Raw genomic sequence first — 14,777 nt, 5'->3', positions numbered from 1 at the left:
GGACACCGATGGACGCCTGGCTTGAACAACTGCTGGTGATACTCGCTCTGCCCAAGTTTGGACTGAGTACGGTGTTTGTCGTGTCCTTCATTTCCGCCACGCTGCTTCCGCTGGGCTCGGAGCCCGTGGTGTTTGGCTTGGTGACGCTCAATCCGAACCTCTTTTGGCCGGCGGTCGGAGTTGCCACGGTCGGCAACACCTTGGGCGGCGCCCTCACTTGGGCGATGGGTCTGGCCTCGCACAAAGTGGTTGATAGATACCAGCATTCGAAGCACCACCTCAGGGCGCTGGACTGGCTGGAGCGTCTGGGGCCGAAAGCCTGCCTGCTGGCGTGGCTGCCGATCGTTGGCGACCCGTTGTGCGCTGTTGCAGGCTGGCTGAAATTGCCGTTTTGGCCCTGCCTGGCCTACATGGCAGTTGGCAAGTTTGGCCGCTACGTGGTGATGACGACGGCTCTGGTAGGTGTATTCAGGAACTGAACAGGAAGTTCATCACATCGCCGTCCTTGACCACGTAGTCCTTGCCTTCGCTGCGCATCTTGCCGGCATCCTTGGCGCCTTGTTCACCCTTGTAGGCGATGAAGTCCTCAAAGGCGATGGTCTGGGCCCGGATGTAGCCCTTTTCGAAATCGGTATGGATAACGCCAGCGGCTTGCGGGCCGGTGTCGCCAATGTGAATGGTCCAGGCGCGCACCTCCTTCACGCCGGCCGTGAAATAGGTTTGCAGGCCCAGCAACTTATAGGCGGCAACGATCAGGCGGTTCAGCCCGGGTTCGTCCTGGCCGATCTCGGCGAGGAACATTTTCTTGTCCTCTTCCTCCATGTCCGCCATTTCAGCTTCCATCTTGGCACAGATCGCCACCACCGGCGCCTTTTGCGCGCTGGCGTAAGCACTCAGCCGATCCAGGAAAGGGTTGTTCTGAAAACCGTCTTCGGCCACATTCGCGACGAACATGGCAGGCTTGGCGGTAATCAGGAAAAACTGCTTCAGCAGCGGCAGTTCCTCCTTGCTGAAGTCCAGCGTGCGCACCGGCTTCGCTTCGTTCAGCGCGGCCTGGCATTTTTCCAGAATGGCCACCAGCTTGAGGGACTCCTTGTCGCCCGAACGTGCGGTCTTGGTGACGCGGTGCAAGGCCTTCTCGACCGCTTGCAGATCAGCCAGGCACAGCTCGGTCTGAATCACCTCCATGTCGGAGATCGGATCGACCTTGCCGGCCACGTGAACCACGTTCTCGTCTTCAAAACAGCGCACCACGTTGACAATGGCGTCGGTCTCGCGGATGTGGGCCAGAAACTTGTTGCCCAGGCCTTCACCGGTGCTAGCACCGGCCACCAAACCCGCAATGTCGACGAACTCGACGATGGCGCGCTGCACTTTTTGCGGTTTGACGATGGCGGAGAGCGCATCCAGCCGTGCGTCCGGCACTTCGACGATGCCCACATTGGGCTCGATGGTGCAAAAAGGATAGTTTTCGGCCGCGATGCCGGCCTTGGTCAGGGCGTTGAACAGGGTCGATTTGCCGACGTTGGGCAAGCCCACGATGCCACACTTCATAAAAATCCTTATAAATCAATATCCAAATTGCACTGTCGAGTCCCGCGTGGGCATCCTCGAAGTGCCGGGCCAGCGCCAAATGGCGTGGTCGGCCAAGATCAAAGCAAACCGGCGTAAACGCTGCATGGCCGCAAGGTTTTGTCCGCGCTTTGTCCTGGGAGATTGCCGTCAATTGTAATGATCGGCAAATTCCCGCTTCAAGGGGCGAGCGCCTCAGCCGGACGCATCCCGCATGACCGTGTCCCGAGTGGCATTGGCGTGCGGTTGCTGACGTATCGCGCATTCGGTGCATCGATTGAGAATTCTCAACTTCATGGCCAACCCTTCATCCAGAATTTGTGCCGGGGGGTTACTTCATTAGGCATCGCCGGCAAGCCGAGTGGCAAGACCATCACCAGCGAGGATCTTCAAATGAGCTTCACCGTACTCAGCATTGCAATATTTCTACCCGTTGCCAGCATCTTTGCCGCAATGGCCTTGATGCGCCTGTTTGACGTGAAAGACGCCACCGCGGAACAGACCCAAGTCGAGGCCGAAAAGCTGCTGGCGCAGGTCAACCGGGAAGTACAGAGACGCCACCACGTTCGGGCCGGGCCGCCAAGCAACCCGACTTTGACCGAAGTCCCGCGCTTCGCCTCCCTGAGCGCGATCCGGATCAGATTCCCCTCGGCCTGACTCGGGTGCAACAGAAGGTGCCGGCATACGGCGCCAGGGCAATCTGCCCAGCCAAATAGCGGGATTCGATCCGTCCCACCAACCATCTGCAAAACCCGGCCGCCATCGCTTTCGCTGCCTGCCTCCTACAATTCAGGGCATGACTCAAGCTTTTGATATTTGCATACGTGGCGGCGGCATTGTGGGGCGCACGCTGGCCCTCTTGCTGGCGCGCGAGCGCCTTCGCGTCGGTCTGGTGGCAGCGCCGCCGGCAGCCTCCCAAAACGACTCGCCCGCGACCGGTGATGTGCGCGCCTACGCCTTGAATGCCAAATCCCGGGCCTTGCTTGAATCGCTGCGTTGCTGGCCCGATGCCCTGCATGCGACCGAAGTACTGGCCATGCAGGTCAAGGGTGACGATGGTGGCGAGGTGAATTTTTCCGCCGCCGAACTCAAGGTGCCCGGCTTGACCTGGATTGTCGATGTGCCGGCGCTGGAAACCCAACTGGCCGAGGCGGTGCGGTTTCAGCCCCAAATCGAGTTGCTGGCCGCCCCCCAGGCCGCCACCTTGACCGTCATCTGCGAAGGCCGGACCAGTAGCACGCGCTCCGAGTTGGGCATTGATTTCGACGTTCGGCCCTACCCCCAGACGGCGATCGCGGCACGCTTGAGCTGCGAGACGGCCCATGCGCAGACCGCTTACCAATGGTTTTCCCAGGGTGAGATCCTGGCTTTTTTGCCGCTGGAAGGGCCGCAGGGGAACTCTGTCGCGATTGTGTGGTCTGTACTTAGGGAGCGAGCCGATGCCCTGCTCAATGAGAATGCCGCCGCGTTCTGCCAACAACTGGAGCTTGCCAGTGAAAAGCGCTTGGGCAGACTCGATCTGATCAGTGCGCGCAGCGCCTGGCCCTTGCAGAGCGCGCAGGCACGGCGTTGGGCTGGCCGTCACGCGGGTGGCGCCTGGGTGCTGGCGGGGGATGCGGCGCACAACGTGCATCCGCTGGCCGGGCAGGGCCTGAATTTGGGTCTGGCGGACGTGGCGACGCTGGCTGAAATTTTGCATGGGCGCGAGTACTGGCGCCAGGTCGGCGATGAAAAACTGTTGCGCCGCTATGAGCGCACGCGCAAGGCGGAGTTGTTGATCATGGACACCGCGATGGATGGTTTGCAAGGTCTTTTCTCTCGGCACGGAGGCAACTGGCAGGCGGCCCGCAACTGGGGCATGAAGGGGTTCGAACACAGCGGCTTGGTCAAACAGTGGGTGGCACGACAGGCCATGGGTTAATTGGTTATTGAACGGATGACAATGAAATCGACAAAAATCGCCATGCTGGCCACGGCCTTGCTGCTTGCCTTGAACGCCAGCGCGCAGGAAGCGACGATTCGCAAGAATCTGGCCGAACGCATCCCGCAATTGCAGAAAATCGACGAGGTCGGCAAAAGCGCCATGCCGGGCCTCTATGAAATTCGCGTCAACGGCACGGAAATCTATTACACCGACGCCGAAGGCAATTTCTTGCTGCAAGGCAATCTGATCGATACCAAACTGCGCCGTAACCTGACCGAAGAACGGGTTGACAAGCTGACCGCCATCAGTTTCGACGCCCTGCCGTTCAAGGACTCCTTCAGCATCGTGCGCGGCAATGGCAAACGCAAACTGGCGGTCTTTGAAGACCCCAACTGTGGCTACTGCAAGCGCTTCGAGCGCGACCTGCAAAAAGTCGACAACATAACCATCAGCATGTTCCTCTACCCGATCCTGAGCGCCGACTCGAACGAGAAGTCGAAACACATCTGGTGCGCCAAGGACAAGGCCAAGGCCTGGCAGGACTGGATGGTGCGTGACAAGCCGGCGGCGGTGGCGAGTTGTGACACGAGTGCCCTTGAGCGCAACACCGAAATCGGTCGCAAGCACAAAATTACCGGAACGCCGACGCTGATCTTCGCGGACGGTACCCGGGTCCCCGGCGCCATTGCCGCCGCCCAGGTCGAAAAATACCTGGCTGGCGGCAAAAACTGATGTCGACCGCTGCCATTGGCTACACAGTGCGGGTGCAGAACCCGCAGGCCCATTTGTTTGCCGTCACCCTGACCATCGCACGCCCGGCCGCGCAGCAGCTGGTGAGCCTGCCGGTCTGGATTCCGGGCAGCTACCTGGTACGCGAGTTCTCCAAAAACCTGCAGCAGTTGCAGGCCCGTCAGGGCGCCAGGACGGTGGCTCTGGCGCAGCTCGACAAATGCACCTGGCAGGTCCAATGCGCGGCCGACAAACCGCTGCAGCTGAGCTACCAGATTTATGCCTTTGACAGCTCAGTGCGCACCGCCTGGCTGGACGCCCAGCGCGGCTTCTTCAATGGCACCAGTCTGTTGCTGCAAGTGCATGGCCAGGAAGACTCACCCCACGCACTGGAGCTGGTGGCCGGCAAGACCTTGCCCGGCTGGCAGGTGGCAACCGGCTTGACAGCGCAAAAAATCACCGGGAGCGGCTTTGGCCGCTACCTGGCCGCCAGCTACGACGAACTGGTGGACGCACCGGTGGAGATGGGCCGCTTCTGGAGCGGCTCTTTTGTGGCGCGCGGCGTGCCACACCGTTTTGTGGTGGCCGGCGCGCCACCCGGCTTTGACGGCCAGCGGCTGCTGGCCGACACGCAGGCAATTTGCGAAACGGAAATCCAGTTCTGGCATGGTGCCAAGGCCGGCTCCCGCTTGAGCACCAAACCGCCGCACAAGAACTACCTTTTCATGCTCAACGCCGTGGATGACGGTTATGGTGGTCTGGAGCATCACAACTCGACGGCGCTGATCTGCAAACGCCAGGATCTGCCGCGCCTGGATCAGCCGGCGTTGACGCCCCAGGCAATTCCGCCGACCGGCACAAAAGCCCGGCCAACAGAAGGCTACACCAAGCTGTTGGGCCTCATCAGCCATGAGTATTTTCATACCTGGAACGTCAAGCGGCTGCGCCCGGCCGAATTCGACCGTTACGACTATGGCGGCGAAAACTACACGCAACTGCTGTGGTTTTTTGAAGGCTTCACCAGCTATTACGACGACCTGCTGCTGCGGCGCGCCGGACTGATCGACGACGCCGGCTATCTGAAACTGCTCGGCGACACCATCAACCAGGTGCTGCAGACGCCCGGGCGGGAGGTGCAAAGCGTCGCCCAAGCCAGTTTCGACGCCTGGGTTAAGTACTACCGGCAGGATGAAAACACGCCCAATGCCACGGTGAGCTATTACACCAAGGGGTCGCTGGTGGCACTGTGTCTTGATCTGACCCTGCGCCAGGAAGGAAAGACCACGCTCGATGCCGTGATGCGTGCCTTGTGGCTGCGCTGTCAAGGCGGACCGATGCTGGAGAGCGACCTGTCCACCGTGCTGGCGGAATTCGCTGGCCGGTCCTTTGCCGGAGAGATCGCGCGCTGGGTCCACGGTACCGCGGAGCTGCCACTCAAGGCCTTGCTGGAGCGCCAGGGTATCACGGTACTGGAACAGCCGGCCCAACTGGCGCCGCGCCTGGGTCTGCGTGTCAATGACGACAACGGGATTCGGATCAAAACCGTGTTGCGCGGCGGCGCGGCAGAGAAAGCCGGTTTCGCTGCCGGGGATGAATGGCTGGGCCTGGAGACCGGCAGCGGCAAAACCAGTTCCAGTTGGCGTCTCGGCAAACTCGATGACTTGCTGCTTTATGCCGGAACGGCCTTGAAAATCGGCGCCCTGGTGGAACGCGACAAACGCCTTTTGAAACTGTCGCTGACGCTGCCTACTGCCGTCACCAGTTGGCGTCTGGCGGTACACGACAAAAAACTCGTTGCCCAATGGCTCAACCCATAACCTGGAGAAACCCATGAATTTCGAAATGATCAATGTCCGCACCGAGGCCGGCAAAGTAGGCGTCATCAGCCTGAACCGGCCCAAACAGCTCAATGCGCTGAACGACCAGTTGATGACCGAGCTGGGCAGCGCCCTGAAAGCCTTTGACGCCGACCCGGCGATCGGCTGCATGATCATTACCGGCAGTGAAAAAGCTTTTGCCGCCGGCGCCGATATTGGTGCCATGGCCAGCTACAACTTCGCCGATGTCTACAAGGGCGACTTCATCAGCCGCAACTGGGAACAGATTCGCGGCATCCGCAAACCGGTCATTGCGGCGGTCAGTGGCTTCTGTCTCGGCGGCGGCTGCGAACTGGCGATGATGTGCGACTTCATCATCGCGGCCGACAACGCCCGCTTCGGCCAACCCGAAATCAAGCTGGGCATCATCCCCGGCGCCGGTGGTACGCAGCGGCTGCCGCGCGCCGTCGGCAAAGCCAAGGCCATGGAAATGGCGCTGACCGGCCGCATGATGGACGCCCTGGAGGCCGAGCGAGCGGGGCTGGTGAGCCGGGTGGTGGCGCTGGACAAACTGATGGAAGAAGCTCTGGCCGCTGCCCTGCTGATCAGTGAGCATTCGCAAATTGCCACCATGGCGGCCAAGGAATCGGTGAACCGGGCTTTTGAGAGTGCGCTGAGCGACGGCATCATGTTCGAACGCCGTATGTTCCATGCCATGTTTGCCACTGCCGACCAGAAAGAAGGCATGGATGCTTTCATCAACAAACGCAAAGCCAACTTCAAGCATCAGTAGGGCGGCGCTAAGCACCCGCCTCTGGACTTTTGGTTATAATTCGCGGCTCGGCGCTTTAGCTCAGTCGGTTAGAGCGATGGAATCATAATCCACAGGTCCGCGGTTCGAATCCGTGAAGCGCCACCAGTCAAGCCCCTATGGGATATGGAAAGCCTGCTACTTTATTGCTAGCGGGCTTTTTTGATTGGCTGGATGCAAGAGCCGATTCTTGAAGACCGAGGTGCGGTCCGATCAGCTGAAAGCGCCGCGCGCGCTCGCGAGGTCGATCTCCCCCCGCAGCACTTTCTCGATACCGTCCTGCCGGAGCAGTGTCATGCCATCGGCAATCGCACCTTCTGCAATCTGCGCCGCCGTGGCATGCTCGTGAATCAACTGCTTGATGCGCGGGGTCGCCACCAACAGTTCATGCAGTCCCACCCGCCCCTTGTAGCCGGCGTTGCAGGCTGGGCATCCCATTGCGTCGGCTGCGTAAAGCTCCAGTTGTCCCGCCTCACCGAAGGTCGCGCGCCACGCCGTTAGCGTCGCGGCGATTTCCAGTCCGGTGCCGGCGCAATATTCGCGCGCGAGTTCGCTGATTTCGGCGTCACCCGCCAGATGCGGACGCCTGCACTTTGCGCAAAGCTTGGGTGCCAGCCGCTGCGACAGTATCCCGATCAGGGCATCGGCGAAGTTGAAGGGATCCATGCCCAAGTCGAGCAGCCGCACGATGCTCTCCGCGGCGCTGTTGGTATGCAGGGTCGAGAGAACCAGATGTCCGGTGAGGGAGGCCTCGATGCCGATCTTGGTCGTTTCCTCGTCACGCATCTCGCCGACCATGATCACATCCGGGTCCGCACGCAGAAACGCACGCATGGCGGCGGCGAAGGTCCAACCGATTTTTGCGTTGACCTGGACCTGCCTCAGGCCCGGCTGGGTGATCTCGATCGGATCTTCGGCGGTCCAGATCTTGGTGTCGCGCTGGTTGATGTGGCGCAGCACCGAGTGCAGCGTGGTCGTCTTGCCGGAACCGGTCGGACCGCACACCAGAATCAGGCCATAGCTGCGGGCCACCATTTTCTTCAGTTCATCCAGGTTGCGGCAGCTTAGCCCCAGCCGGTCCAGCGGCAGCGGCTCGGCCCCGGCAAGAATGCGCAGCACCACGTCCTCGAGATTGTTCGCCGTTGGAATCACCGCCACCCGCAACTCGATCGGAATTCCTCCATGGCGGCTGAAATCGATCTTGCCATCCTGCGCATGTCGGCGCTCCGAGATGTCCAGATCGGCCATGATCTTGATGCGCGAAACCAGGGAACTGCGATAGGCCGGCTCCAGTTCCAGATAGTCCACCAAGGCGCCGTCCTTGCGAAAGCGAATGAGCAGATTGCGGTTGCCCGGGTTGGCCTCGATATGGATGTCTGAAGCACCCTGCGAGTACGCATCCATGATCATCTTGTTGACCAGGCGCACCAGCGTACTTTCGCTGACGCGAGTCGTCGACTCGTCGGCCTGCGCCGGCTCGACCGGCCGCGGAGCTTCCTGCGCGAGCTTGATGGCCAGATCCCGCATCTCGACCATTTCGAGGCCGTCGCTCGACTGAGCCTCGGACTTCAGCGGCTTGTCCGCCGTACCGAACGCCACGGCATCCCAGTCGACAGGCGCGTTCCAACCTTCCAGTCCGGCGTACTCCTTCACGATGCGCGCCTTGAGTTCGCTGGCTGTGGCCATCACCGGCACGATCGACAAGCCGGTTGCAAAGCGCATTTCCCGCAAAAAATCGACCGCCAGTGGATTCTCGACCGCAACCACCAGCGCGCGCTCGGAGCGAATCAGAGGTAGCACTTGATACTGCTTCGCGTAGGCCGGCTGCACCAGCCTCAGCGCCTCGGCATCCACTTTGAACTCGCGCACATCGATGAACGGAATGCCCAGCTTCATGGCCAGCGCTTCCTGGATCTGCTGACGCGACACTGCGCCCATGTCCACCAGGATCTCCCCCAGCGGCCGGCTGCGGTTGGCCTTCTGAGCCGCCAACGCCTGATCTAGCTGCTCCTGTGATATCAGATTGGCCTCCATCAGCACCTGCCCCAGCCGCACGTTCGGGCGCCGCTGCTGCTCCTTGAGCGCCTCTGCCAGCGCCAGCGGCGACACAATGGCACGCTTACGCAGGAATTCGCCCAGCGGTTCGGCGCGCAGGGCAGCCTGTTTGTCCAGGGCCGCAGCCAGCGTACCGGGCGCGACTACGTTGTTCGCGGCCAGCGCCTCCCCCAGCAGTCGCCCGATCCTGACTTCCCTCAGCGCCGGCGCGGGAATGAAGCAGGAGACCGTGGTGCCGGCGCTACCGTCAACGGGAAACAGAAACAGCCCGGACGCCTCCTTGACGAACCCGCGTGTCTTGCCGGAGAACTCGCCACCGTCGGCGAAGCGGACGCGGAAGTCCTTTTCCTCGACCACTTGCGCGTGGACACCGCCAACACCTTCTATCGCGGCGGTGTCGGGCTGCAACAGCAGCGGCTGAACGAGCCTGATCAGGCGCACCTTGTCGATGGAGAACTGCATCAGTTCCCCCGACTCGGCGGCCTTGAGCGCGATCTCACCGCGGCCGGGTTCGAACTGTGCCAATGCGCCTGCCACAACCCGCCGGTCGGCCAGTTCCACCACGCAATCGTGACCTTGCACACCCATCGCCTGCCCTTCGGCCGGCGTGTAAAACGGCGGCATCGGCCAGTGCAAATCGATTGTTGTCATAGCTTATCGCCCTTCTTTCCAGCACGCCCGCCTCTGTTGTCGACCTGAATCGAACTGCGCCACCCGTCGTGGGCCGGCACTTCGTCAATCTACGCCTGTGCCATCGATCCAATTTGATGATCCTCAAGAGCTGGCGGATCCGAATGGGCCAGAAGGCTCGGCTTGGGGCGAAATTACGCTGCGGCAGAAAACCATTTCATTGGTGTCGCCTCTATTTTTTCAGAGCCCCCAGGCGCGCCAGAGAGGCCTGAATGTGCAGGGCAGCTTTCAGATGCGGTTGATCGACCATGGCACCGCGCACGCGCCCGGAAGCCTTGGCGCCGTTTTCCAGTTCGGCAAGCACCTCCGCAGCCCAGGCCACATCGTCCGGGCTGGGTTGCAGGGCCTGATGTATCACTGCAATTTGGGCTGGATGAATCGCCGCCTTGGCCGTGAATCCGAGGGCGGCATGGGCCCGCGTTTCTTCCGCCAGCCCCACCGGGTCATCCAGTCCGGTGTAAACCGCATCGATCGCCGCAACGCCGCAGGCATGGCTGGCCAACAAGGCCGCATCGCGGGCCTGCCGGGCGGGTGACAGGTAATGGCCTTGCCGATCCCGCAGGCTGCGCAGTCCCAGACTGGCGGCCAAGTCTTCGGCACCCCACAGGATGCCCGCCAGACGTGGCATGGCCTGGTCAAAAGTATGAATGCGTTGCAGGGCACGCGCGCTTTCGGTGGCAATCACCAGCACCTGGACCGAACCGGGAGGGCGGCCGGCGGCCCGCTCGATTTCAGCGATCGAGCGATCAAAACTCAGCAAGTCCTCTGCGCCCTCGCACTTGGGCAGCATCAGCCCGGTCGGGCTTGCCCGCAGCAGGAGTTGCAGATCATCACGATGCCATTGGCTGCTTGCCGGGTTGACCCGAATCCAGATCGGCAGCGGGGCTGCAACGGTCTCCAGCCAATGCGTCACCGCTTCCCGCGCCAGCTCTTTTTCGGCCGCTGGCACGCTGTCTTCAAGGTCCAGAATCAGCGCATCGGCACCACTGGCCAGCGCCTTGGCAAAACGCTCCGGCCGGTTGCCCGGTACAAACAGGTAGGAGCGGGCTGCCGCTGGGGGGACGGCCCCTTGCATCACGCGGCTTTCGCAGGGCGCTTGTGCATCAGCGCCTGACGCACACAGACAGCGACCACCTGCTGGTGCTGATTACGGGCCACGTGTTCAAACTCCACGATGCCGGCGGTGGGCCTTGATTTGCTTTCGCGCGCAGCCTTGACGCTGCTGCGGACCCGGATCGTGTCGCCATGAAAAAGCGGCTTCGGAAAGCGCACATCGCTCATGCCAAGATTGGCGATGGTAGTGCCCAATGTGGTGTCGTTGACCGTCATGCCGATCATCAGTCCCAGCGTGAACAAGCTGTTGACCAAGGGCTTGCCCCATTCGGTTTTGGCGGCGAACTCGGCATCGATGTGCAGCGGCTGCACATTCAGGGTGAGGCAGGAGAACAGGATGTTGTCCGACTCCGTGATGGTGCGCCCCCAGGGGTGCTCAAAGACCTGGCCGACATGAAAATCTTCCCAGTACAAACCTGCCATTCAGTTCTCCTTGGTTTGGGCCAAAAGCGGCTCATCAATCTCACGCCCCAGCTCAAGCAGCAACTGACCATGCGCCACAATGTCGCCTTCCGTGACATGGATCCGGTCAATTTGTCCGGTCAATGGCGCAGCCAGTGTGTGGTACAGCTTCATCGCTTCCAGGGTCAGCAGCGGGGCACCGGCAAGCACCAGTTCGCCCTCGCGCACCAGCACCTCGGAAATGCGGCCCGGCAGCGTTGCCGACAGACTTCTATCCTGGTTTTTCTCGCTGCCCACATGCAGGCTGTGCTCCAGTTCATGTTCCACGTCCCACACCAGGCTGCGTCCCAGCACCCAACTGAACCAGCGTTGCGGCACAGTGTTTCTTATGTGAGCAGTGACGTCAACATCTTGGTGGTCTGTGATGTGTACCCGCCAGCCCTGCGGATCGGATTGCACATTGGCCCGCAGCGCCGGCCTGGCCGCCAGCCAATAGGCGTCACCCGCGCTCAGCAATGGCACCGCTTCGGCAGCCGATGCGGCCGACACATCGCTCAAGCGCAAGTCAACCGGAACGCCCTGGTTGACAGGTCCGGTCAGCCGAAAAGTGCGCAAGGCACCCCATACGCCTGGCGCCACTGGCTGGCCGGCAGCCCAGGCAGCGGCAACCGCCAGCGTGTGAAGGAGGCGGATACTGGGTTCCGGCTGCGGACCGTGAGGGAAATTCCGTTCCAGAAAGCGCGTCGTCAGCACCGCGTTGAAATCCGGATGCCGCAAGATTTGCAACAGCAAGGCGGCGTTGCTGGCCACCCCCTCGATGCGCAGGGATTCGATGCCGGCGCAAGCTCGTGCAACGGCCTCGCCGCGTGAGTTGCCATAACCGATCACTTTGGCCAGCATGGAATCGTAATAGGGTGAGACCTGGCTCCGTGCATGCAGCCCACTGTCGATGCGTATCCCGGCTGAGCCTGCGGGTTCGGCATAACCCAGCAGCGGGCCTAGGCTGGCACGGAAATCATGCTCCGGCTGTTCTGCATTGAGCCGGCATTCGATGGCCCAGCCACGGCGGTGAATTTCATGCTGCAACAGTGGCAGCGCTTCGCCGCAGGCGACCCGCAACTGCCACTCGACCAGATCGACGCCGGTGGTCATTTCAGTCACCGGGTGCTCCACCTGCAAGCGGGTGTTGACTTCCAGAAAATAAGCGGTGTCATTGGAATCCGCATCGAGCACAAATTCGACCGTGCCGGCATTGTCGTAAGCCATCGCCTGGCCCAGCCGCAACGCGGCCTCATAAAGCCCGGTCGCCAGCGCCGCCGGCAAGTGCTGGGCCGGCGCCTCTTCAATGATCTTCTGAAAGCGCCGCTGGATGGAACACTCACGCTCGAACAGATGCACCAAACCACCGTGCCGGTCGCCCACGATCTGCACTTCCAGGTGGCGCGGATTGACGATGTACTTTTCCAGCAAGACCCGCTCATCGCCAAAGGCCGAGAGTGCCTCCTTGCGCGCCAGCGCCAGCATGGCTGGAAACTCTTCGGCCGCGTTGACGCGTCGCATGCCCTTGCCGCCACCGCCGGCACTGGCCTTGATCAACAACGGAAAACCGATGCGTTGCGCTTCCTCCAGCAACCGTGCCGGCGTCTGATCGTCCTCGTCGTAACCTGGCAGGCAGACCACGCCGGCCGCGCGCGCCAGGCGTTTGCTTTCGATCTTCGAACCCATGGCCTGGATCGCGCGCCGGTTCGGGCCGACAAAAACAATCCCGTGCCCAGCGCAAGCATCCAGCAATTCGAGTTTCTCCGACAGGAAGCCGTAACCCGGATGGATGGCCTGCGCACCGCTGGCCAGTGCGGCCGCCACGATGCGATCGGCCCGCAGGTAGGATTCAGCGGCACTGGCGGCGCCAATCGGAACGGCGAAGTCGGCCTCGGCGACGTGGCGACTGCCGCTATCGGCCTCGGAATAGACCGCCACCGTCTCTATCTCCAGGCGGCGACAGCTGCGCATGATGCGGCAGGCAATTTCGCCGCGATTGGCGATCAGGATTCTTTTGAACATGGCATCACATCCGGAAAACCGGTGACGCTCCGGTGGCACGCGGGTTTGACTGTGCCAGCAATTGCAGACACAGGCCTAACACATCACGGGTTTGCGCCGGCTCGATAATGCCGTCGTCCCAAAGGCGGGCGCTGGCGTAGAAGGGATCGCTCTGGCGTGTGAACTGCTCCGTGGTTTCGCGCGCCAATGCAGCCAGTTGCTCGTCGGCGCTGTCGCCCTTGAGCGAGCTTTTGCGCAACTCGGTCAGCACTGTGGTCGCCACTTCCGGGCTCATGGTCGCAATTCGGGAATTCGGCCAGGCAAACAAGAAATGGGGCGCGAAACCACGGCCGCACATGCCGTAGTTACCGGCACCGTAGGAGCCACCAATCAGCACTGTCAGGCGAGGCACCCGTGCCGTCGACATCGCGTAAACCAGTTTGGCGGAATGCTTGGCAATGCCGCCCCGCTCGGCCTCGGTGCCGACCATGAAGCCGGTAATGTTCTGCAAAAACAGCAGCGGGATATTGCGCTGGTTGCACAACTCGATGAAGTGCGCGCCCTTGACCGAGGATTCCGAAAACAAGACACCGTTGTTGGCCAGAATGCCCACCGGGTAACCATGAAGGCGGGCACTGGCACACACCAGGGTGGTGCCGTACTCGGGTTTGAACTCCTGCAATTCGCTGTCATCGACCAGCCGCAGCAAAACCTCACGCACATCGTAGGGCTGCTTCATGTCACATCCCACAATGCCGGGGATTTCCGACGCATCGAAGCGCGGTGGCCGCTCCGCACCGACGGTGAAAGGCTCGGAGGGGGGCAGGTTCAGATGTCGCACAATCTGGCGCAGCTTGGCCAGCGCCTGCCGCTCATCCGCCGCCAGGTAATCGGTGACACCCGAAACACGGGTATGCATGGCCGCGCCACCCAGCGTTTCGCCGTCGACGATTTCGTTGATCGCGGCTTTCACGATGGGCGGCCCGCCGAGGTGGATGCGGCCGGTCCCCTGAACGATGATCGCCTCGTCCGACAAGGCCGGAATATAGGCACCACCGGCGGTGCAGCCACCAAACACGGCAGAGAGTTGCGGCAATCCTTCTGCACTCATGCGGCACTGGTTGTAGAACGTGGTGCCGAAATGGCCCCAGTCGGGAAAAACCTGATCCTGCTCCGGCAAGTAAGCCCCGCCACAGTCGACCAGGTACAGGCAGGGCAGGCGGTTCTGCGCCGCGATGTCTTGGGCCCGCACATGCTTGCGCACCGTTTCGCGAAAAAAGCTGCCACCCTTGACCGTCGCGTCATTGGCGATGATCATGCAGTGCACACCTTCCACCAGGCCGATGCCGGCCACCAGCCCCGCCGCCGGCACTTCGTTGTCGTACATGCCCCAGGCGGCCAGCGGCGCAATTTCGAGGAAAGGCGAGCCGACGTCCAGCAGCAGGTCGATGCGCTGGCGCACCGGCAGCTTGCCGCGTTCGATGTGCCGCTGCATCAACCGGTCGCCGCCGCCCCGGACCGCCCAGGCCATGCGCTCCCTCAGGGTCGTCAGCAAGTCAGCGTAACGCTGCGCATTGCGCGCAAAGTCATCGCTTCGAGAATCGATTTTCGACACTATCGCCAT

Annotated in this window: 12 protein-coding genes and 1 tRNA gene; 7 read left to right on the top strand and 6 right to left on the bottom strand. The window is 61.7% G+C overall.

Annotated elements, in window-relative coordinates; translation table 11 throughout:
- Positions 1 to 8 precede the first annotated feature (8 nt).
- A complete protein-coding gene (locus PHS32_RS04575; protein ID WP_301077664.1) occupies positions 9 to 479 on the top strand; it encodes a YqaA family protein in 471 nt (156 codons plus the stop codon).
- On the opposite strand, the gene ychF is transcribed toward PHS32_RS04575, so the two are convergent.
- Entirely contained in the window at positions 469 to 1,560 is a 1,092-nt protein-coding gene (gene ychF / locus PHS32_RS04570) for a redox-regulated ATPase YchF (RefSeq protein ID WP_301077705.1), read from the bottom strand. The genes PHS32_RS04575 and ychF overlap by 11 nt on opposite strands.
- Positions 1,561 to 1,731: 171 nt before the next feature.
- Here ychF and PHS32_RS04565 point away from each other — a divergent pair, with 171 nt between their 5' ends.
- From PHS32_RS04565 to PHS32_RS04540, 6 genes are all read left to right on the top strand, one after another.
- A complete protein-coding gene (locus PHS32_RS04565; RefSeq protein ID WP_301077662.1) occupies positions 1,732 to 2,229 on the top strand; it encodes a hypothetical protein in 498 nt (165 codons plus the stop codon).
- 139 nt (positions 2,230 to 2,368) lie between these two features.
- Entirely contained in the window at positions 2,369 to 3,493 is a 1,125-nt protein-coding gene (locus PHS32_RS04560) for an FAD-dependent monooxygenase (RefSeq protein WP_301077660.1), read from the top strand.
- Between the two features lie 21 nt (positions 3,494 to 3,514).
- Entirely contained in the window at positions 3,515 to 4,228 is a 714-nt protein-coding gene (locus tag PHS32_RS04555) for a DsbC family protein (protein WP_301077659.1), read from the top strand.
- Positions 4,228 to 6,042, top strand: coding sequence for a peptidase M61 (locus PHS32_RS04550; protein ID WP_301077658.1), 1,815 nt, complete (start codon positions 4,228 to 4,230; stop codon positions 6,040 to 6,042). Before PHS32_RS04555 ends, PHS32_RS04550 begins: the two co-directional genes overlap by 1 nt.
- A gap of 13 nt (positions 6,043 to 6,055) precedes the next feature.
- Positions 6,056 to 6,835, top strand: coding sequence for an enoyl-CoA hydratase (locus tag PHS32_RS04545; protein ID WP_301077656.1), 780 nt, complete (start codon positions 6,056 to 6,058; stop codon positions 6,833 to 6,835).
- A gap of 49 nt (positions 6,836 to 6,884) precedes the next feature.
- A tRNA-Met gene (locus PHS32_RS04540) sits at positions 6,885 to 6,961 on the top strand.
- A gap of 105 nt (positions 6,962 to 7,066) precedes the next feature.
- Here the strand turns inward: PHS32_RS04540 and PHS32_RS04535 are convergent.
- The 5 genes from PHS32_RS04535 to PHS32_RS04515 form a co-directional block, all read right to left on the bottom strand.
- Entirely contained in the window at positions 7,067 to 9,532 is a 2,466-nt protein-coding gene (locus PHS32_RS04535) for a type II/IV secretion system protein (protein WP_301077655.1), read from the bottom strand.
- Between the two features lie 238 nt (positions 9,533 to 9,770).
- Entirely contained in the window at positions 9,771 to 10,673 is a 903-nt protein-coding gene (locus PHS32_RS04530) for a CoA ester lyase (RefSeq protein WP_301077654.1), read from the bottom strand.
- Positions 10,673 to 11,134 carry a MaoC family dehydratase gene (locus tag PHS32_RS04525; RefSeq protein ID WP_301077653.1) on the bottom strand — a complete coding sequence of 154 codons (462 nt, stop codon included), beginning with the start codon at positions 11,132 to 11,134 and terminating at the stop codon, positions 10,673 to 10,675. Before PHS32_RS04525 ends, PHS32_RS04530 begins: the two co-directional genes overlap by 1 nt.
- Positions 11,135 to 13,174 (bottom strand): biotin carboxylase N-terminal domain-containing protein, encoded by a 2,040-nt coding sequence (locus tag PHS32_RS04520; protein ID WP_301077652.1) that lies wholly within the window; start codon positions 13,172 to 13,174, stop codon positions 11,135 to 11,137.
- A 4-nt stretch (positions 13,175 to 13,178) separates the two neighbouring features.
- Positions 13,179 to 14,777, bottom strand: a complete 1,599-nt coding sequence (locus PHS32_RS04515) for a carboxyl transferase domain-containing protein (RefSeq protein WP_301077651.1) — start codon at positions 14,775 to 14,777, stop codon at positions 13,179 to 13,181.

It is taken from the genome of Rhodoferax sp. (genome assembly GCF_028714215.1).
In the GTDB taxonomy this organism is placed as follows: Bacteria; Pseudomonadota; Gammaproteobacteria; order Burkholderiales; family Burkholderiaceae_C; genus Rhodoferax.
The sequence above is the reverse complement of the archived record's forward strand: the minus strand, read 5'-3'. Positions and strand labels throughout refer to the sequence as shown.